Annotated in this window: 15 protein-coding genes and 1 riboswitch; of the genes, 6 read left to right on the top strand and 9 right to left on the bottom strand. The window is 61.7% G+C overall.

The window, feature by feature from the left end; translation table 11 throughout:
• The first annotated feature begins 8 nt into the window (after positions 1 to 8).
• The 4 genes from iolD (at position 9) to MRS74_RS02950 (ending at position 4970) form a co-directional block, all read left to right on the top strand.
• Entirely contained in the window at positions 9 to 1859 is a 1851-nt protein-coding gene (gene iolD, locus MRS74_RS02965; protein ID WP_254578779.1) for a 3D-(3,5/4)-trihydroxycyclohexane-1,2-dione acylhydrolase (decyclizing), read from the top strand.
• A gap of 68 nt (positions 1860 to 1927) precedes the next feature.
• Entirely contained in the window at positions 1928 to 2827 is a 900-nt protein-coding gene (gene iolE / locus MRS74_RS02960) for a myo-inosose-2 dehydratase (protein ID WP_254578778.1), read from the top strand.
• A gap of 47 nt (positions 2828 to 2874) precedes the next feature.
• A complete protein-coding gene (locus tag MRS74_RS02955; protein WP_254578777.1) occupies positions 2875 to 4377 on the top strand; it encodes a CoA-acylating methylmalonate-semialdehyde dehydrogenase in 1503 nt (500 codons plus the stop codon).
• 254 nt (positions 4378 to 4631) lie between these two features.
• Positions 4632 to 4970: a DUF2956 family protein gene (locus tag MRS74_RS02950; protein WP_254578776.1), complete on the top strand. Its 339-nt coding sequence runs from the start codon at positions 4632 to 4634 to the stop codon at positions 4968 to 4970.
• A gap of 27 nt (positions 4971 to 4997) precedes the next feature.
• On the opposite strand, the gene MRS74_RS02945 is transcribed toward MRS74_RS02950, so the two are convergent.
• The 8 genes from MRS74_RS02945 to fadB all read right to left on the bottom strand — a co-directional run bounded on the left by MRS74_RS02945 (position 4998) and on the right by fadB (position 14823).
• A complete protein-coding gene (locus tag MRS74_RS02945; RefSeq protein WP_254578775.1) occupies positions 4998 to 6473 on the bottom strand; it encodes a cobyric acid synthase in 1476 nt (491 codons plus the stop codon).
• Positions 6470 to 7453: a threonine-phosphate decarboxylase CobD gene (gene cobD, locus MRS74_RS02940; RefSeq protein ID WP_254578774.1), complete on the bottom strand. Its 984-nt coding sequence runs from the start codon at positions 7451 to 7453 to the stop codon at positions 6470 to 6472. Before cobD ends, MRS74_RS02945 begins: the two co-directional genes overlap by 4 nt.
• 42 nt (positions 7454 to 7495) lie before the next feature.
• Positions 7496 to 8461: an adenosylcobinamide-phosphate synthase CbiB gene (gene cbiB / locus MRS74_RS02935; protein ID WP_254578773.1), complete on the bottom strand. Its 966-nt coding sequence runs from the start codon at positions 8459 to 8461 to the stop codon at positions 7496 to 7498.
• Positions 8462 to 8472: 11 nt separating this feature from the next.
• On the bottom strand, positions 8473 to 9015 hold the full coding sequence (gene bluB / locus MRS74_RS02930) for a 5,6-dimethylbenzimidazole synthase (protein WP_254578772.1): 543 nt from the start codon (positions 9013 to 9015) through the stop codon (positions 8473 to 8475).
• 111 nt (positions 9016 to 9126) lie between these two features.
• Positions 9127 to 9780, bottom strand: a complete 654-nt coding sequence (gene cobO / locus MRS74_RS02925; RefSeq protein WP_256557760.1) for a cob(I)yrinic acid a,c-diamide adenosyltransferase — start codon at positions 9778 to 9780, stop codon at positions 9127 to 9129.
• Entirely contained in the window at positions 9777 to 10358 is a 582-nt protein-coding gene (locus MRS74_RS02920) for a hypothetical protein (protein ID WP_254578771.1), read from the bottom strand. Before MRS74_RS02920 ends, cobO begins: the two co-directional genes overlap by 4 nt.
• A 14-nt stretch (positions 10359 to 10372) precedes the next feature.
• Complete coding sequence (btuB, locus tag MRS74_RS02915; RefSeq protein WP_254578770.1) at positions 10373 to 12160, bottom strand: TonB-dependent vitamin B12 receptor; 1788 nt, start codon at positions 12158 to 12160, stop codon at positions 10373 to 10375.
• 133 nt (positions 12161 to 12293) lie between these two features.
• Positions 12294 to 12564: riboswitch (cobalamin riboswitch) on the bottom strand.
• A gap of 117 nt (positions 12565 to 12681) precedes the next feature.
• Positions 12682 to 14823 carry a fatty acid oxidation complex subunit alpha FadB gene (gene fadB, locus MRS74_RS02910; RefSeq protein WP_254578769.1) on the bottom strand — a complete coding sequence of 714 codons (2142 nt, stop codon included), beginning with the start codon at positions 14821 to 14823 and terminating at the stop codon, positions 12682 to 12684.
• A 256-nt stretch (positions 14824 to 15079) separates the two neighbouring features.
• Here fadB and MRS74_RS02905 point away from each other — a divergent pair, with 256 nt between their 5' ends.
• On the top strand, positions 15080 to 16087 hold the full coding sequence (locus tag MRS74_RS02905) for an AraC family transcriptional regulator (RefSeq protein ID WP_254578768.1): 1008 nt from the start codon (positions 15080 to 15082) through the stop codon (positions 16085 to 16087).
• A gap of 626 nt (positions 16088 to 16713) precedes the next feature.
• Here the strand turns inward: MRS74_RS02905 and ilvY are convergent.
• Complete coding sequence (ilvY, locus tag MRS74_RS02900) at positions 16714 to 17601, bottom strand: HTH-type transcriptional activator IlvY (RefSeq protein WP_254578767.1); 888 nt, start codon at positions 17599 to 17601, stop codon at positions 16714 to 16716.
• Between the two features lie 248 nt (positions 17602 to 17849).
• Here ilvY and ilvC point away from each other — a divergent pair, with 248 nt between their 5' ends.
• Entirely contained in the window at positions 17850 to 19325 is a 1476-nt protein-coding gene (gene ilvC / locus MRS74_RS02895; protein WP_254578766.1) for a ketol-acid reductoisomerase, read from the top strand.
• Positions 19326 to 19406: the final 81 nt, after the last annotated feature.

Raw genomic sequence — 19406 nt, 5'->3', positions numbered from 1 at the left:
GACTCATAATGAAAACAATCAGACTCACCATGGCCCAGGCCGTCATTCGTTACCTGACGGCCCAGAAAGTGCTGATCGACGGTGAACTCAAACCCATGTTTGCAGGCTGCTGGGCCATCTTCGGCCACGGCAATGTGGCAGGTCTTGGCGAAGCGCTCTATCAGGTGCAGGACCAGCTGCCCACCTACCGCGCCCACAACGAACAGGGCATGGCCCATGCCGCCATCGCCTATGCCAAGACGCTGAATCGCCAGCAGATGATGGCCTGTACCGCTTCCGCAGGTCCTGGTGCCGTGAACATGGTCACCGCCGCTGCGGTGGCTCATGTCAACCGTCTGCCGGTGCTCTTCCTGCCGGGGGATACCTTTGCCACCCGCCTGCCGGACCCGGTACTGCAGCAGGTCGAGAACTTTCACGACCATACCCTGACGTCCAACGACTGCTTCAAGCCGGTGAGCCGCTTTTTTGACCGCATCACCCGCCCCGAACAGCTGCTGACCTCCCTGCCCCAGGCCATACGCGTACTGACAGATCCGATCGAGTGCGGACCTGTGACCCTGGCGCTGCCGCAGGATGTGCAGACCATGGCCTACGACTATCCGGAGCATTTCTTTAACGAGAAATTGCACCAGCTGCGCCGCCAGGCACCGGACCTGCGCGAACTCGAAGACGCCATCGCCCTGATTCGACAGGCCAAGAAGCCGCTGCTGATCGCAGGCGGCGGCGTGCACTACTCCGGCGCCCTGGCAGAGCTGGATGCACTGGTAACCCGTTTTAACCTGCCAGTGGGTGAAACCCAGGCCGGCAAGGGCGCCCTGCCCTGGGACCATGCACGCAACATGGGCACCACGGGCGTTACCGGCGCGGCCTCCACCAATGCGCTGGCGGCCGAAGCCGACCTGATCATTGCCGTGGGCACCCGTCTGGGCGATTTCGCCACCGGTTCCCGCGCCCTGATCAACCCGGACGCCCGCCTGCTGTGCATCAACGTGGCATCCTTCGATGCCATCAAGCACAAGGCACTGCCGCTGGTCGGCGACGCCAGGCTAACCTTGCCGCTGGTGCAGGCCGGCCTTGAAGGCTGGCAGCCCGAAGGCAGCTGGATCGAGAAAGCCGCGCAGCTGCGCGAGCAGTGGAATCATTCAGTGGATGTGGCCACCACGGACCGGGGCACCAACCTGCCCACAGACGCCGAAGTGGTGGGAGCGGTCAACCGCGCCGCCGGCGAAAAAGACATAGTGGTCTGCGCTGCCGGCGGCCTGCCGGGCGAGCTGCAAAAGTTGTGGCGTACCCGCTACGACCGTGGCTACCACATGGAATACGGCTATTCCTGCATGGGCTACGAACTGGCCGGAGGCCTGGGCGCCAGGATGGCCAAGCCGGAGTCCGAAGTCTTCGTCATGGTCGGTGATGGCTCCTACCTGATGCTCAACTCCGAAATCGCCACCTCGGTCATGCTCGGCCACAAGATCGTCATGGTCGTGCTGGATAACCGCGGTTATGGCTGTATTCACCGCCTGCAGCAGTTCTGCGGCGGCCCCGGCTTCAACAACATGCTGGAAGACTGCCTGACCGTAGAGGGTGGCGCGCCCAAAACCGATTTCGCCGCCCACGCCAAGGCGCTGGGTGCGAACTCCGAGAAAGTCGGCAATATCCAGGAACTGGAAGCGGCGCTGGTACGCGCCAAGGCATCGCCGATCAGCTACCTGATCACCCTGGATACCGACGTGGTCAATGATTCTGACATTGGCGGTTCCTGGTGGGATGTGGCCGTACCGGAAGTATCACCGCGCGATCAGGTGGTTGAAGCACGTCGTCGTTACGAATCCTTCAAGGCTCGCCAGCTACAGAACATCTAGCAGACTGCTAGCAGGCTGTCTGCTAACGCACTCGATAACACACCTTTATTACCTATTTGGAGAACAAGATGAGTGTACGTATTGGTATCAACCCGCTGACCTGGACCAACGACGACATGCCGGCGCTGGGCGCCGACACCTCGCTGGAAACCTGCCTCACCGAAGGCAAGCAGGCCGGTTACGCAGGCTTTGAGCTGGGCCAGAAATTCCCCCGCACCCCCGAAGCCCTGGGCCCCATTCTGGACAGCCATGGCCTGAACCTGGTGTCCGGCTGGTACAGCAGTGAGCTGCTGAACCGCAGCGCCGAAGATGAAATTGCTGCACTGCAGGATCACCTGACACTGCTCAAGACCCTCGGCGCCAAGGTCATGGTGTTCTGCGAAGTCACCGGCTGCGTGCACGGCCAGATCGAAACTCCGGTGACCCAGCGTCCGGTGATGAACGACGCCCAGTGGGCACTGTTGCTGGAGCGTATCAATACGGTGGCCGAATACTGCCTCGCCCAGGGCGTGCGCCTGGCGTACCACCACCATATGGGCACCGTGATCGAAACCGAAGCCGAAGTCGACCGCCTGATGGCCGGCACCTCGGATGCCCTGGGCCTGCTGCTCGACACCGGTCACATGACCTACGCAGGCGGTGACCCGCTGGCGGTACAGCAGCGCCACGCGGCCCGTATCTGCCATGTGCATTGCAAGGACATCCGTCCCGAGATCATGCGGGATGCGAAAAACCGCGACCTGAGCTTCCTCAGCGCCATGCTCAGCGGTGTTTTCACCGTGCCGGGCGATGGCTTTATTGACTACGAAACCCTGTTCAAGGCCCTCAAGGCCAGCAGCTACGAAGGCTGGCTGGTGGTTGAGGCCGAACAGGACCCAAGCGTTGCGCACCCGCTGACCTACGCGACCCTGGGCCGCAATCACCTGCAGCGTTTTTGTGACAGTGCCGGACTCGAAATCCGCGCTTAACGCGCACAGATCCGAACACTCACTAATAAGATTCAAGAGGAAATAACATGAAAACTCTGGGCAACTACATCGACTGCGAACATGTCGCCAGCCAGAGCGGTCGCACCGCGACCGTCTATAACCCGGCCACCGGCGAGCCGAGCATGCAGGTGGCGCTGTCCAGCGCCGATGAAACCCGCGCCGCCATCGCCTCGGCGGAAGAAGCACTGCAGGGCTGGAGCAAGGTATCCCCGCTGAACCGCGCCCGGGTCATGTTCAAGTTCAAGGCGCTGGTGGAAGAGCACGCCGACGAAATTGCCGCCATGATCACCGCCGAGCACGGCAAGGTGTTCTCCGATGCCAAGGGCGAGCTGACCCGTGGCCTGGAAGTGGTGGAATTTGCCTGCGGCATTCCGCACCTGCTCAAGGGCGAGCACAGTCTGAACGTCGGCCGTGGCGTGGACAGCTACTCCAAGATGCAGCCGGTGGGCGTCTGTGCGGGCATAAGCCCGTTCAACTTCCCGGCCATGGTGCCCATGTGGATGTTCCCGGTCGCCATCGCCTGTGGCAACACCTTCGTGATGAAGCCGTCCGAGAAGGACCCCAGCACCACCTACCGTCTGGCCGAGCTGCTGGCCGAGGCGGGTCTTCCCAAGGGCGTATTCAACATTGTTAACGGCGACAAGGAAGCCGTCGACGTGCTGCTGACAGACCCGCGCGTGGGCGCCATCAGCTTTGTGGGCTCCACCCCTATCGCCGAATACATTTACAAGACCGCCAGCGAACACGGCAAGCGTGTACAGGCACTGGGCGGGGCCAAGAACCACATGGTGGTCATGCCGGACGCCGATCCCGAGCAGGTGGTTCATTCCCTGATGGGCGCCGCTTACGGTTCCGCCGGCGAGCGCTGCATGGCCATCTCGGTAGCGGTCTGTGTCGGTGACGAGGTCGCGGACAACCTGATTCACCGCCTGGGCGAAGAAATCGCCACCATGCGCGTAGGCCCCGGTGTCGGCCTGCCGGAAGAAGCCCATATGGGCCCGCTGATCACCAAGGAACATGCGGCCAAGGTAAAAGGCTACATTGATTCCGGTGTCGAAGACGGTGCCAAACTAGTTGTCGACGGCCGCGATTTTGTTGCCAAGGACCACGAGAATGGCTACTTCGTCGGCCCGACCCTGTTTGATCAGGTCGCCCCCGGCATGCGCATCTACGACGAAGAGATCTTTGGCCCAGTACTCTGCGTGGTCCGGGTCAATTCCTACGCCGAGGCGGTTAAGCTGATCAACGAGCACGAGTTCGGCAACGGCACCGCCATCTTTACCCGTGATGGCGACAGCGCCCGTCAGTTCTGCGAGGAAATCCAGGTGGGCATGGTCGGCGTCAACGTGCCGATCCCTGTTCCCATGGCCTTTCACAGCTTCGGTGGCTGGAAGCGCTCCCTGTTTGGCCCGCTGCACATGCACGGCCCAGATGGCGTTCGCTTCTATACCAAGATGAAAACCATCACCGCCCGCTGGCCCACAGGCCTGCGTGCCGGCTCCGAATTCTCGATGCCGACCATGAAGTAAAACCCCGGAAAGGTCCCGCCTCGGCGGGGCCTGGCGTGTAAATCTCTGGCACTTTACAGCCTGAGACCCATTTTGGAGCCCTTGTGGCTCCTTTTTTTGCTTTGCGCTGCGACGCCTGTGATGCAAAGGCCGTGATGAAGGCGTGGGCCTCAACCCTGCGGCTATTCATCATTTCATCATTGACCCCGCCGGGGTTCACAGTCACCGTAGACCACTGAATAAACGGAACCGCACAGAGAGCACAGAGATCACCGATGGTCAGATATTCCAAACAGAAGGCGCCCTCCCCCGAAACCCAGGACGAAGCCCAGAAGCTTGCCCGTGCCACCCAGCAGCCGGGGCAGACCAAAGAGCAGACAAGGCTGATCGCCAGGGGAATTCAGCGCGGCATCGATGAGTACAAGAAACAGCACAAGGCCAGATCGCGGGAACTGAACAAGCGCGTCAAGCAGGTCAAGGCCCAGAGCCAGACATCCGATGCCGAGGCGCAACCCCAAGCCACGCACGCCCAGGGACGCCCGGCGCTGCTGCCCTGGATACTGCTGCTGCTGTCCTGGGTGCTGTTCGCAGGCTTTGTGATGCTCAAACCCTGACACCCAAAACGCGCTTTATGGATAGAGCTACAACTCGAGCAACCGATCCACCGCAGCAAGATCCAGATGCGCTTCCAGGCAATCCGCCAGGCGGTCTATGCCAGCTTCGCGCAGTGCCTGATAGTCCGGGCTTTTGGCCTCGCGAAATCCCGCCCAGGCCAGCAGCGCATCGGTGGCACCGGCCTGGTCAAACAGACCGTGTAGATAAGTGCCAAGAATCTGATCATCACCACTCAGGGCACCTTCATCGCGGCCCTCGATCTGCAGCGCCGGGCGCTGCAGACCGGGCCCCCGGGTCACACCCAGATGAATCTCGTAGCCCGATACGGCTGCGCCGTTCAGCACCAGAGTGCCCGTCACGTTGCGCAGCTGCTTGTGGGGCTCAAGCCGTGTTTCAATGTCAAGCAAGCCCAGGCCTGCGCTACTGCCCGGCGCCCCTTCGATGCCCAGCGGGTCCTGCACCTGCAGACCCAGCATCTGATAGCCGCCACAGATACCGATCAGCTTGCCGCCGTAACGCAGATGGCGCCGGATATGCGCCTCCCAACCCTGGGCGCGCAGCCAGTGCAGGTCGCTGCGCACCGACTTGGAGCCCGGCAGGATAATCAGGTCGGCGGGCCCCGGTGTCTCGCCAGGCCCGACAAATTCGAAGTCGATCTGCGGGTGCAGACGCAAGGCATCGAAGTCGGTGTGGTTGCTGATATGGGGCATCACCGGCACCTGCACCCGCAGGCAGGCGCCCTCGGGTGCAGGCACATGATCCCGTGGCAGCGCGTCTTCGGCCTCCAGATGCAGACCATGCAGATAGGGCAATACAGCCAGCACCGGCTTGCCGGTGCGCGCCTCCAGCCAGTCGAGGCCCGACTGCAGCAGCGCAATATCGCCGCGAAAACGGTTGATCACAAAGCCCGCCACCCGTGCCTGCTCGGTTTCGCTCAGCAGCGCCAGGGTACCCACCAGGTGGGCAAAGACACCGCCGCGATCAATATCGGCAATCAGGATCACCGGGCAATCCACCGCCTCGGCAAAGCCCATGTTGGCGATATCCCGGTCACGCAGATTGATCTCGGCGGGCGAGCCCGCCCCCTCCACAACTACCGCGCGATACTGCTCGCACAGGCGCCCGTGGGACTCCAGCACCGCCTGCATGGCGACCTTTTTGTAATCGTGGTAGATACCGGCTTCCATAGTGGCGATGGCATGGCCGTGGATGATCACCTGGGCGCCGGTATCGGAATTAGGCTTGAGCAGCACCGGGTTCATGTCGGTGTGCGGCGCCAGACGGCAGGCCTGTGCCTGCACCGCCTGGGCCCGCCCGATTTCGCCGCCATCAACGGTAACGGCGCTGTTGAGCGCCATGTTCTGCGGTTTGAACGGTGCCACGGCGATGCCCCGGCGCGCCAGCACCCGGCACAGGCCGGCGACCAATGTGCTCTTGCCGGCATCGGAGGTGGTGCCCTGGATCATCAGGGTTTTGCTGATTATCGGTGTTGTGGCGCTCATGCATTTATCTCCGTCAGGGCCCTATCCAGCCGTGCCCAGCCGGCTTCATCCGGCGGCAAGCCAAAGCGCAGGCTCGCGGGCACTTCAAACAGTCGTGTAAAAATGGCCCGCCGCGCCAGTTGCACATGCAGATGCGCAGCATCTGCGGTACGAACCCACTGGAACAGGGCGCTGCCGCCACTGGGCGCCAGATGATGACGCTGCAGCAACACCGACAGGCGATCACTCTGCTGCGCGAGCTGCGCACGCATGGCCTGCTGCCAGCTCCGATCACCCAGGGCCTGGGTGGCCACCGCACGGGACGGGCCCGACAGCGCCCAGGGCCCGAGCCGTTCACGCAGCGGATTCAGAATGCCAGGCTCTGCCAGTACAAAGCCGACGCGGATACCCGCCAGGCCAAAAAACTTGCCCACCGAACGCAGCACTATAAGCCCGGGAAGCCCCGCATAGGCTGCAAGGCTTGCTGCGGGTGTGGCATCGATAAAGGCTTCGTCCAGCACCAGCCAGCCGCCGTGCGCCGCCAGCTGGCGCTGCCAGCCCAGAAGTTCATCGGCACTGAAACGCTCGCCACAGGGATTGCCCGGATGAATCAGCACCAGCACATCAGACGCCGGCAGGCTCTCTCGCAGCTCACGCACGGAAACCGGTGTTACCTCATGGCCTGCCAGGTGCCAGGCGTGCTGATGCTCAAGGTAGCCCGGCGACATTACCCGTACCCGACTGGGCGGGCGAAGCCCGGGCAGCGCCTGGATGGCCGCCTGGGAGCCCGCCACCGGCAGCAGACTGTCGCAGCCATAATAGGCGCGGGCTGCCGCTTCGAGGCCATCGTCATCCTCCGGCAGGCGCGCCCAGCACTGCGGATCCAGCGCTGGCACCGGCCAGGCGTGGGGATTCAGGCCCGTCGACAGATCCAGCCAGCGGTGCAGCGCGATGCCCTGTTGTCGGGCCGCCGCCCGCAGGCGTCCGCCATGTTGCAGCATTGTGAGTATCCGAATTGATTCAGTCATGGGCGTTAGCGAAAGTCAGCGCAACGCGTTCAAGAGCCCCGCGGCCAGCAGCACCAGCACCCAGAGCACAAGGCTGCGGCGCACCAGCGTCAGCGCCCGCGGAATATCGGCCGCTACCGGCTCAGGCCCCTGCCCGAGCCAGGGCTTTTGCAGCCATTCCCCCCGGTAGCGGGCTGGCCCGCCGAGACGAATGCCCAAAGCGCCGGCACCTGCGGCCATCACCGGGCCACCGTTGGGGCTGTCACAAGCTCCTGCCTGAGCGCGCCAGCAGCGCAACGCCACGCGGGTCTGGCCCAGCAGCGCATAGCTCAGCGCCGTAAGGCGGGCCGGCAGCCAATTCAGGGCATCGTCGATACGGGCACTTGCCCTGCCAAAGTAAAGGTAGCGCGGCGACCGGTAACCCCAGCTGGCATCCAGCGTGTTGGCCAGGCGAAACAGCACCACGCCGGGCAGTCCCGCCAGGGCAAACCAGAACAGGGCGCCGAATATCGCATCGTTGCCGTTCTCCAGAATTGACTCAATAGTTGATTTTTCAATATCCAGTGTTGCGGCGTCCCTACTGACTATTCGCGCTGCATAGTCCCGGGCCGTGGTTTCCTCACCTTGTTGCAAGGCCCTGAACACCGGTTGTGCATGATCGTGCAAACTGCGATGTCCCAGTGCCCAGTACAGCCCCAGCACAGCGCCCAGCTCCCCCAGCAGCGGCACACCGGACAGCAACCAGGCAAGTACAACTCCGGGCAGCAGCAACAGCAGCCAGGCCATAGCACCGGCGCTTATCTGGGCCAGAGCGCCCTGCCCCCAGCGACCATGGAACCTCTGCTCAGCCCAGGCGGCGAGGCGCCCGAAGGCCACCAGCGGATGCCAGCACAGCGGCGGCTCGCCCAGCCAGGCATCGAGCAGCACCGCCGCCAGCATGATCAGGGCGGTTGTTAGCAGATCATCCGGGGGCAACGCATCGCCCGCAAACAGGCTGTGCATCAGGCCCTGCATTAGGTCGCGCCCCAGCCATCGGTGAACAGCAGATCGCACAGCGGCCGGGGTTCAGCCCAGCCACTGTCCTGCAGCATGGGCCTGGGGTAAAAGGCTTCAACCTGGCCCAGACAGAGCACGGCGACAGGCTGACTGCCCGCCGGCATGCCCAGCAGATCCGCCAGGGCGACGGGGTCGAACAGCGATACCCAGCCCATGCCGAGTCCTTCGGCACGGGCCGCCAGCCAGAGGTTCTGGATGGCGCAGGACACCGAGGCCAGGTCCATTTCCGGCAGGGTACGGCGGCCGAATACATGAGCTTCGCGCTTGTCCGCCAATGCAACCACCAGCAACTCGCCGCATTCGCGCACGCCTTCCACCTTGAGGCGCATGAATTCCTCTTCCCGTTCCCTCAGCGCCCGGGCCGTATTGCAGCGTTCCTGCTCCACCAGCGCGGCAATGGCCGTGCGCAGCGTTGTATCGCAGATACGGATAAAGCGCCAGGGCTGCATCAGGCCGACGCTGGGCGCGCAGTGTGCCGCCTCCAGCAAACGCGCCAGCACCTCACAGCACCGGGTACAAAATGCCGCATGTCACGCCGCTCTCGAATGGCGCGATAGACCGCAGCACGCTCGGCGTCACTGAAGGCCTGATCGGGGTGGGTCATGGCTGCTTCAAAGTTCGATACCGGGCTGGGCCTTGATGCCGGCACGAAAGGCGTGCTTTAGATCACCCATTTCGGTGACGGTATCGGCCAGCTCGATCAGTTCGGCCGGCGCACCGCGCCCGGTGATGATCAGGTTCTGATGCGCTGGCCGCGCCTGGGCGGCGTCAATCACCGCCTGCAGTGGCACATAGCCGTACTTGAGGGCGATATTGAGCTCATCCAGCACCACCATGTGAATGGCGGGATCGGACATCAGGCCGCGGGCGATATCAAAGGCCGCCATGGCCGCCGCGACATCCCGCTCGCGGTTCTGGGTTTCCCAGGTGAAGCCCTCGCCCATGACGTGGTAACTCACCCCCGGCAGTGTGCGAAAGAAGGCCTCTTCGCCGGTGCTGAAGGCCCCCTTGATAAACTGCACCACGCCCACGCGCTGACCGTGGCCCAGGGCGCGTGCCACCATGCCAAAGGCCGAGCTGCTCTTGCCCTTGCCGTTGCCGGTCAGCACCAGCACTATGCCGCGCACCTTGTCGGCGCGGGCGATGGCGGCGTCCACCACATCCTTTTTGCGCTGCATGCGCTTTTGATGGCGCTGCTCCTTCCCCGCCTGTGCAGCGGCCTGTTCAGCCGATGCTTCGGGTTCTGCCGATGTTGAATCGCTCATAAGATCTCCGTCTGCTGGCTATGCCGCAGTTTTGCAGCCGACAACCAGGCCCCGTGCAGCAGGGTCGTCAGGGCGATATAAAACGCCATGGATTCCAGGCTCAGCGGCCCGTAATACAGCATGCGCTGGGCAAACTCCGCCAGGTTCGGGTCGGCAAAGCGCCCCGAGAAGTAATAGTAGCTGCCGCTGGAAATCAGCTGACAGAGGCTGGAGGCCAGCAATACCGACAGCAGCAAGGGCCCCAGCATGGACCAGTGCGCACGGTAGCGCGTCGCCAGCCACTGACCGCCCATCCAGAGCGCACCGTAAGCCGGCAGCAGCATGGGATAGGACACCGTGATGCACAGGTCAATGGCACCCTGAAAGCCCACGGCGATAAAGTCCAGCAGCACGGCTTCGGCCATCAGGCCGGCAAAGGCCCATGTGGATCTGAGGTAAAAACCGGCGATAAAAAACAGGGCCCAGGAGGCGCTGGGCAGATTTTCCAGGCTGGCAAAATGATGGCCGCGGGAAGCAGCCATCATCAGCGCCAGCACCAGGCCCAGCACAAGCTGGGCACGGGAGCTGAGTTGCAGCATTGTCTATGTCCTGATCAGGGCTGGTAGGCCAGCGTAACGAAGACAGTACGGCCGTCCTCGTTGTAATCCGCCGCAGTCTGGTACTGGTCGTCAAACAGGTTGGCCATCCGCGCCTGTACCGACCAGTCAGCCGCCAGGGCATAGCTGGCGCGCAGATCCAGCGTGCTGTAGCCATCGAGCTTGCGGCTGTTGGCCAGGTTGTCGTAACGCGAGCTCTCGAGATGCAGGCTGGCACCCAGACTCAGAGCGCCGATCTGGCGATCCAGATCCAGCTGCAGGGCTTCGCGGGCCCGGCGCGGCAGGTCGTTACCGCTATCCTTGTCTTCAGGCTCCAGCAGCGTCAGGTTGCCGCTGAACAGCCAGGCCCCCAGAGACTGGGTCAGCACGGTTTCAATACCGCGAATACGGGCATTCTGGATATTGGCCGGACCAAAGATCGAGGCGTCATAGGCGATCAGATCGTCGATGCGGGTATCATAGACATTCACCGCCCAGCGACCATTCCCCAGAGGGCCAGACAGACCGACCTCCAGCGAGCGGGACTCTTCAGGGCCCAGATCCGCATTGCCGTAGCCAGGATAATAGAGTTCGTTAAAGCTCGGTGCCTTGAAGGCCGTACCGTAGCTAGCGTTCAGGCGCAGATCATTGGCCAGGGCATAGCCCCAGGCCAGGCTGCCGGTGTTGTGGCGACCGAACTGCTGGTTGTCATCAGTGCGCAGACTGGCGATCAGGTCATGTCGGCCCAGGGACGTCTGATACTGGGCAAAGGCACCCCTGTTGTCTTGCTCGGTCACGTCAAAGTCGGTGTTACTGAAGACCTTATCCTTCTGGTAATCCAGCCCCAGGGTCAGCAGATCGGCCACACCAACAGCGATGTCGTTCTGCCAGGAGACATTGTCGCGCACCGTATCAAAGCGGCTGCTGAATACGCCATCGAGGAAGTTGTCACTATCATCCCAGCTGCGCCCAAGCTGCAGGCTGGACTGCCAGTTGTCGGTCAGCGCCGTGGACAGCCGCGCCCCCAGCACCTGCTGGCGCGACTCGCTCTCGTTCTGGAAACTGCCGTCAAATTCCGCTTCACCATCAGCGCGCAGCCAGTGCAGTTCGACTTCAGAGCTGTCGCCAAACTCGCGCCCGACGCGCAGCGATAGAGCGCGGTTGCTATAGCCGTCCTTGTCGCTCTCGCCATCATTCTTAACGTCAATGCCGTCGGTATTTAACGCGCTCAGCCCCAGGTTGAACCAGCCATCGGCATCACCGCCGGAAAGGCCCGCATCGGCCTGGTGACTATTATGGCTGCCAACGGAGACGCTGAAACGCGGCTTGACCTCGCCCGTAGCTGTGCCCTTGCGGGTAAAGATCTGTATAACACCGCCAATGGCTTCGGAACCATAGAGGCTGGAGCGAGGCCCGCGCACCACTTCAATACGCTCAACCTGTGACAACGGCATGTCCTGAAAGGCATAGGTGCCAAGTGTTGCCGAGCCCACCTTGATGCCATCGATCAGTACCAGCACATGGTCGGAGTTGGTGCCACGCAGGAACACCGACGAGGACTGGCCAAGGCCGCCATTGCTGACCACCGAAAGACCGGGCACGCGGCGCAGAATTTCCGGCAGCATTGTCGCCTGGCTGCGCTCGATGTCGTCACGACTGATAACGGTGACCGCGGCCAGGGTTTCATCGGCGGTTTCGGCAGTACGGGTCGCGGTGACGATCACCGGATTCAGGGTACTGGCCTGGTCAGCCAGTACCACGGAGGAGCTCAGCAGCAGGGCTGCCGGAAAAGCATAAGACTTCATTAAACACAGATCCTTCCCGTGCTCACCCGCACGGCAATCAACAAAGAGAGAGGTCACGCGGAAGGATAAAAACGAGAACGCTGCGCGCTGCAAAACCTGAGCGCCTGCGTGCCGCTGCAAAGCCCTCCGCTATGCCGACAAATTGCTTTTGGCCGGTCTCCGGACTCACGACAGAATGCAGATGCATCCTGAAACAGCGCCTTCCCGTGTATGAACACAGTGGCGTGTTGCTGTTTCGCGCAGCCTCCAGGCACCAGGGCGCCAAAAGGGTATACGTCGTTTACCGTTGCGGGGGCAGTGCCGGCATTGCCGCGAAGGGGATCAAACCCCGTCGCCTGGCGCACCGGCTTCCCGATTAAACCCAGGGTCACAAACCCTTGGGTACCAGAAGCAGGAGCGCATTGTAGGGAGCTACCGGGGTAATTACAAATGCAGACAGGTGCTGCCAGATAAAGCCAAGCCCGCGGCCCGAGAAACCGGACAGCGGGCTTGGAAGCGCCTACACAAGTGATGGCAGATGCTTAAAAGAAGGTTTCACCGCCAAGCACGCGCGCTTTCAATCCTTCAGTCACCTGGTAAAGCGCACCACTGGCAGCATGCCGCTCGACCCGCTGGCAGAAATCCGCCGCCCCCAGGCTGTCGATATAGCGCAGCGCGCCACCGCGAAAACGCGGGAAGCCCAGCCCCAGGATAAGGCCCATATCCACCTCGGCGGCGGAGTCGGCGATACCATCTTCCAGACAGCGCACCGCCTCCATGCACAGCGGAATCATCATGCGATCCAGAATGTCCTGGTCAGTCAGCGCCAGTGCAGGCCCCTTGGCCGCGTCTATCAGCTGCTGTGCCCTGGTCGCCGCCACCCGGGTACGGCGACCCTTGTCATCCACGCCGTATTCATAGAAGCCACGGCCATTCTTCTGCCCCAGACTATCGGCCTCCAGCAGTTGCTCGGCGATGCAGACGCCATCGTGACCCATGCGCTCGGGGAAACCTTCGATCATCACCTTGTCGGCATGCACGCAGGTATCCAGACCAATCACGTCCATCAGGTAGGCCGGGCCCATAGGCCAGCCAAAGGCCTCCATCACCCCGTCGATGCGCTCGAAATCCACGCCGTCAAGCAGCAGGCGGTTAAAGCCGTTGAAATAGGGAAACAGGATGCGATTCACCAAAAAGCCCGGGCAATCATTGACGACGATGGGGCTCTTGCCCATCGCCTGGGCATAGGCGACGGTGGTGGCCAGGGTCTGGGGGCTGGTGTCGCGGCCCCGGATCACCTCCACCAGCGGCATCAGGTGCACCGGGTTAAAGAAGTGCATGCCGCAGAACTGCGCCGGGCGCTGCAGCGATTCGGCCAGTGAGCTGATGGAAATGGTCGAGGTGTTGGAGGTCAGCACGGCATCATCGCGCAGCCTGGATTCCACGTCAGCCAGCACGCTGGCCTTGATGGCGGCATTTTCCACCACCGCCTCCACCACCAGATCCACCTGATCGAAGCCCTGGTATTCAAGCGTCGGGCTTATGGCCTGCAGCACCCGGTTTTTGCCCGCCTCATCCAGCCGGCCTTTCTGGATCTGCCGGTCCAGCAGCTTGGCCGCCGTTGCCGTGCCCAGCTCCAGCGCCTGGGGCTGAATATCCTTCATCAGCACCGGCGTACCGCTGCTGGCGGACTGATAGGCCACGCCGCCGCCCATGATGCCGGCACCAATCACCGCCGCCTGCTTGACCTGCCCCGCCTGCTTGAGGGCATTTTTGGCCTTGCGCTTGAGCAACTGATCGTTAAGGAAGAGGCCAACCAGGGCCTGGGCCGAATCGCTTTTCAGCAGCTCAATAAAGCCCTGCTGCTCCGCCGCTAGCGCCGCCTTGAACTCCAGCGTGATATCACGCAGTACCAGCGCCAGTAAGCTGGGTGCGGCCGGATAGTTGGGATCGAGCTTTTCGCCGAGCTGTGTGTCCAGCGCTGCCAGCTGTTTGTGCAGGGTATCGCTGGCTACCAGCGGCGCCTGCTTGCGCTGCCGGACAAGGTGCAGGTCGCACCCCTCTGCGATCTTCTGGCGCAACAGCGCCAGCGCGCTGGCGTGCAGCGCATCGGGCTCGGCCACGGCATCCACCGCGCCCTGTTTCAACGCCGCCTCAGCGCCCTGCGGGCGCCCGCTGAGCATCCAGGACAACGCAACCTCGGCACCGATCAGACGGCTCAGGCGTACCGTGCCACCCCAGCCCGGAAAGAGCCCAAGATGGACTTCCGGGAACCCTACCTTGCCATCGCTGGCCAGCACGCGAAAATCCGCCGACAGCGCCATTTCAAAGCCGCCCCCCAGCGCCAGACCATTGACCGCCGCCACCGACACCAGTGGCAGGCTTTCAATTTCACACAGCAGTGCGTGCACGCCGGCCATCCAGGGCGCCAGTTCCTCTGGCCCCTGCTTGGAGCGACGCGCCAGTTCAGGAATGTCGGCACCGACGATAAAGTTGGACTTGGCACTGCGCAGCAGCAGGCCATCTATACCCTGGGCTGCACGCAACTGCTGCACCGCCGCCTGCAGTTCCTCGAAAACCGCACTGGTGAGGGAGTTGACCGATGCGCCCTGCACATCGAATACCAGCTCGGCGATGCCGGGCTCTACAATCTGCAGGCTGATGGCCTGTCCTTCATACATCATGTTCGCATCCTTCAATTCAGTCGTTGCCGTTACCCTGAGCCGGGGCGGCGGTGATGGTTCGGCCTGGGCGCCAGTCGCCGGGCCAAAGTCGCAGCTTCCCAACAGCACATACAGCAGCCCGTCAGTCTGGATCAGCTTGTGGGGCACGACAATGACAAACCCAGCCGTATAATTAACATATCCGGACAGCCACCTTACCCTGACCTGCCCCGTTGCGGCATAATCCGTGATCAGCATAGCCAATACGGACAGGCCCATGAGTTCACCGCGCCATTCCATCTCGGTCCACTATGCCCGCACCTTTATTGCAGGGCTGGAACGCCATGGCCACAACTGCGACGCGATTCTGCAGCGGGCGGGCCTGCACCGGGGCCTGCTCGACAATCCCCAGGTACGCATCACGCCCCATCAGCTCAGCACCCTGGTGCAGCAACTCTGGCAGACCGCGGACGATGAATTTCTGTGCCTGGGCACCCGCCCCTGCCGCTTTGGCATATTCCCGCTGATGGCCCGCCAGGCGCTGTACGGCACAACGCTGCGGTCGGTCATGCGGCGCAGCTGTCACTTTTACAATCTGGTGTCCGAGGCGGTGGAGTTTCGCTTCGAGGAATGGGATGACCGCGCCCGCCTGAGCCTGCGCCTGAGTGACCCGAGTCTGGACACCGAACACAGCCTGTGCGAATTCCTGCTGCTGATCTGGCACCGTTTCCCCGGCTGGATGATTGGCCGGCGGGTGGAACTGAGCCGCATGTGCTTTACTCATGCACGCCCGCGCCACGCCGCCGAATACCGCCTGATGTTCCCGGCGCCAGTGGCCTACGAACAGTCTTTCAATGGCTTCGAGTTCAGTCGCGACCAGCTCGATGCCCCCATTGTGCAGACGGTTGCCAACCTGCGCAGCTACATGAAGCGCGCCCCGCTGGACTGGTTCAGTCGCCAGGCCTTCTACCCCATCTATACCCGCCGCGTGCTGGATCACCTCGAGCGCGCCGACAGCCTGGCCAGCACCAGCATGGACGACACCGCCACAGCGCTGCACATGACCACTCGCACCCTGAGGCGCAAGCTCACCGACGAGGGCACCCACTTTCAGGATATAAAGGACGGTCTGCGCCGCGACACCGCCATTCACCTGCTGAGTCAGCCGAGCCTGCCGGTATCGGGTATCGCCAGGGAACTGGGGTTTTCGGAGCCCTCGGCGTTTACCCGGGCATTTCGGCACTGGACCGGGGTGTCGCCAAGCAGTTATCGCAAGCAGGGGTGAGATGGGGATCGGGTACGGCAATCTTCCGCCATACACGGCAATGCTCCGCAAGGCTGCGTAGGGTGCTGATGAGCGTAGCGAACCGCACCGTTTAGCGGGATGCTGGAGTTAAAGAAATTCAACTACATAGGTAACAGTTGAGTTCAATGACCTGGGTGACACTTTGCTGGATTTTTAGGTGATTAAGGTGGATATAGATCCTTCGAAAAGTCCAGTATTACAATCAGATACAGTGACCTTCTGATGTTCCCTGTTACGACCTCTTGGTCGTGTCACTTTCTTTGCACGCGCAAAGAAAGTAACCAAAGAAAGGCGCCCCCGAAGAAGCCTTTTCGCTGCGCTCTGAGATCATTCGTCGGGCTGCGCTGAAGGTACATCCATGTACCTCATCGCAGGCGCAACAGTCCCTGTTACGCCCCTTCGGGCCAATTCGCCAAATGACCCCAGTGGTCGCCGGCTTATGGCCATGGATGGCCGGTAGTTAGAAAATGCAGGAGCAATTTTCTACTCATAAGGGGGTAACAAGAATCGTTCTGATATCCCTGTGGTGGGGATTTAGCTATGCGTCGGTTCAACAAACCCTGTCAGCGCCGCTTTTCCTTGCCCCTCGCCCCTCGCCCCTTGAATCACTGTTCTGGAATCAGTGACCAAAACGCGTTCACCAGCGGGTTATTGAGGTTTTTCTTCAGCGCAAACAGGCCTATGTCGTAGGGCTCGAGTTCCGGCTGCACGTCCAGTATGCGGATGCGGTTCGCCATGGGGCTGTTGTTGAGCACGATTTCGGGCACTACGCCTATGCCGAGACCAAGGCTGACCATGCTGGCGATGGCCTCGTTGCCCGCCACCTGGGCGTAGATGCGTGGGTTGACATCCATCTTGTGAAACCAGGCATCGATGCGTTTGCGGGCGATGCCGCCCTCCGCCAGTATCATGGGCACCTTGGCCCAGTGCGCCGCCGAGGCCGGCGGAGTCAGGGGCACATCCGGGTCGCTCTGTTCCAGCGGTGCGATAAAGCGCAGCGGCGATACGGTGATGGGCTTGCATACCAGGCCCCGTGGCAGGGAACGGGGCTGGGCGGCGATGCTGATATCCTCTTCGCCGGCGACGACCCTGGCGATGGCGTGTTCCGGATCGCCGGTGTGCAGCTTGAGCTCGATATCCGGGTAGTCGTGGCGAAAGCGGTTCAGCAGGTCGAACAGAATGCTGTACACGGCGGTTACCGAGCAGTACAGGCTGATTTCACCGTGCAGCTGATCGGCCCCGCCCGCCAGTGCATTGCGAATCAGGTTCCACTGCGAAATCGCCTCGCGGGCATATTGCTGGAATTTCTGCCCCTCGTCGGTAAGGGCCACAGTGCGGTTATCGCGCCGGAACAGCATGACACCGAGTTCGTCCTCCAGCTGGCGGATATTGCGCGACAGGGCCGACAGGCTGATATGGCAGGCAGCGCTGGCGCGGCCAAAGTGGAGGCTGTCGGCCAGGGCGAGAAAGTGTTTCAGGTTGCGTATGTCCATACCGCTGATCATATCCCATGTTGCAAAATATGGCACATGGTGTTGCGTTTATATCGATTTACGAAAGAACACATCTTCGCTACAGTAGCCCCACTAGAATTTCAGGCCGTGCAGAGCTTCATGCAGCGTCTGGGGGTATAATACCCCGCCAGATTAAATGGGCTGCACAGCGCTTTGTTTACGCAAGCCTGGCTTAATACGTTGTTTTAGCTGCGCTGGCAGCTGCTTACATAAACGGGAATTTCAATATGCCAAACAATTATTTCAACACCCTGCCCCTGCGTGAGCAGCTCGAGCAACTGGCCAAGTGCCGTTTCATGGACATTTCCGAGTTTTCAGACGGCGTTTCCGCTCTGAAAGGCAAGAAAATGGTCATCATCGGTTGTGGCGCCCAGGGCCTGAACCAGGGTCTGAACCTGCGCGACAGCGGCCTGGATGTATCCTACGCCCTGCGTCAGGCGGCCATCACCGAGAAGCGCCAGTCCTGGAAAAACGCTTCCGAGAACGGCTTCACCGTCGGTACTTACGAAGAGCTGGTTCCCACTGCTGATATCGTCCTGAACCTGACGCCTGACAAGCAGCACACCTCCGTGGTAAACGCGGTTATGCCGCTAATGAAAGAAGGCGCCTGCCTGTCTTACTCCCACGGTTTCAACATCGTTGAAGAAGGCATGAAAATCCGTGAAGACCTGACCGTCATCATGGTTGCTCCCAAGTGCCCGGGTTCTGAAGTGCGCGCCGAATACGTGCGTGGCTTCGGTGTACCGACGCTGATCGCCGTTCACGAAGACAACGATCCCAAGGGTGAAGGTCTGGCGCTGGCCAAGGCATACGCCGTTGGCACCGGTGGCCACAAGGCTGGCGTGCTGATGTCTTCCTTCATCGCCGAAGTGAAATCCGACCTGATGGGCGAGCAGACCATCCTCTGCGGCATGCTGCAGACCGGCTCCCTGCTGTGCTTCGACAAGATGATCGAAGAAGGCATTGACGCAGGTTACGCCTCCAAGCTGATCCAGTTCGGCTGGGAAACAGTGACCGAAGCGCTGAAATACGGCGGCGTGACCAACATGCTGGACCGCCTGTCCAACCCGGCCAAGATCAAGGCGTTTGATCTGTCCGAAGAGCTGAAAGTCATCATGCGTCCGCTGTACAACAAGCACCAGGACGACATCATCGACGGCACCTTCTCCCGCACCATGATGGAAGACTGGGCCAACGACGACAAAAACCTGCTGGGATGGCGCGCTGAAACCGCCGAAACCGCGTTTGAAAAGACGCCGGCCGGCGATGTTGAAATCTCCGAACAGGAATACTTCGACCACGGCATCCTGATGGTTGCCATGGTCAAGGCGGGTGTTGAGCTGGCCTTCGAAACCATGACCGCTGCCGGCATCGTTGCCGACTCCGCTTACTACGAGTCGCTGCATGAAACACCGCTGATCGCCAACACCATCGCGCGCAAGAAACTGTACGAGATGAATGCAACGATCTCCGATACCGCCGAGTACGGCTGCTACCTGTACAACCACGCCTGCCTGCCGCTGCTGGCCGACTTCATGAAGGGCATCAAGTCCGACGTTATCGGTCGCGGTCTGCCGGTTGACGACAACGGCGTCGACAACGCACGTCTGATCGAAGTGAACACAGCCCTGCGCAGCCACCCGGTTGAAGCGATCGGCGCTGTACTGCGCGGTCACATGGCCGACATGAAGAAGATCGTATAAATCTTCTTGAGTGAGCACTGCCTGGGGTACGCCGCAGGCATCGCGCACTGATGAAAGCCGGGACCAGCGTCCCGGCTTTTT

The sequence above is a fragment of the Marinobacterium sedimentorum genome, from assembly GCF_024267675.1.
Lineage (GTDB): Bacteria > Pseudomonadota > Gammaproteobacteria > Pseudomonadales > Balneatricaceae > Marinobacterium_A > Marinobacterium_A sedimentorum.
This window is presented reverse-complemented; position numbering and strand designations above follow the sequence as displayed.

Bases quoted from the DNA above. Each gene is read 5' to 3' on its own strand.
- iolD (WP_254578779.1), top strand. From the start codon at position 9: ATGAAAACAATCAGACTCACCATGGCCCAGGCCGTCATTCGTTACCTG.
- iolE (WP_254578778.1), top strand. From the start codon at position 1,928: ATGAGTGTACGTATTGGTATCAACCCGCTGACCTGGACCAACGACGAC.
- MRS74_RS02955 (WP_254578777.1), top strand. From the start codon at position 2,875: ATGAAAACTCTGGGCAACTACATCGACTGCGAACATGTCGCCAGCCAG.
- MRS74_RS02950 (WP_254578776.1), top strand. From the start codon at position 4,632: ATGGTCAGATATTCCAAACAGAAGGCGCCCTCCCCCGAAACCCAGGAC.
- MRS74_RS02945 (WP_254578775.1), bottom strand. From the start codon at position 6,473: ATGAGCGCCACAACACCGATAATCAGCAAAACCCTGATGATCCAGGGC.
- cobD (WP_254578774.1), bottom strand. From the start codon at position 7,453: ATGCTGCAACATGGCGGACGCCTGCGGGCGGCGGCCCGACAACAGGGC.
- cbiB (WP_254578773.1), bottom strand. From the start codon at position 8,461: ATGCACAGCCTGTTTGCGGGCGATGCGTTGCCCCCGGATGATCTGCTA.
- cobO (WP_256557760.1), bottom strand. From the start codon at position 9,780: ATGAGCGATTCAACATCGGCAGAACCCGAAGCATCGGCTGAACAGGCC.
- MRS74_RS02920 (WP_254578771.1), bottom strand. From the start codon at position 10,358: ATGCTGCAACTCAGCTCCCGTGCCCAGCTTGTGCTGGGCCTGGTGCTG.
- btuB (WP_254578770.1), bottom strand. From the start codon at position 12,160: ATGAAGTCTTATGCTTTTCCGGCAGCCCTGCTGCTGAGCTCCTCCGTG.
- fadB (WP_254578769.1), bottom strand. From the start codon at position 14,823: ATGATGTATGAAGGACAGGCCATCAGCCTGCAGATTGTAGAGCCCGGC.
- MRS74_RS02905 (WP_254578768.1), top strand. From the start codon at position 15,080: ATGAGTTCACCGCGCCATTCCATCTCGGTCCACTATGCCCGCACCTTT.
- ilvY (WP_254578767.1), bottom strand. From the start codon at position 17,601: ATGGACATACGCAACCTGAAACACTTTCTCGCCCTGGCCGACAGCCTC.
- ilvC (WP_254578766.1), top strand. From the start codon at position 17,850: ATGCCAAACAATTATTTCAACACCCTGCCCCTGCGTGAGCAGCTCGAG.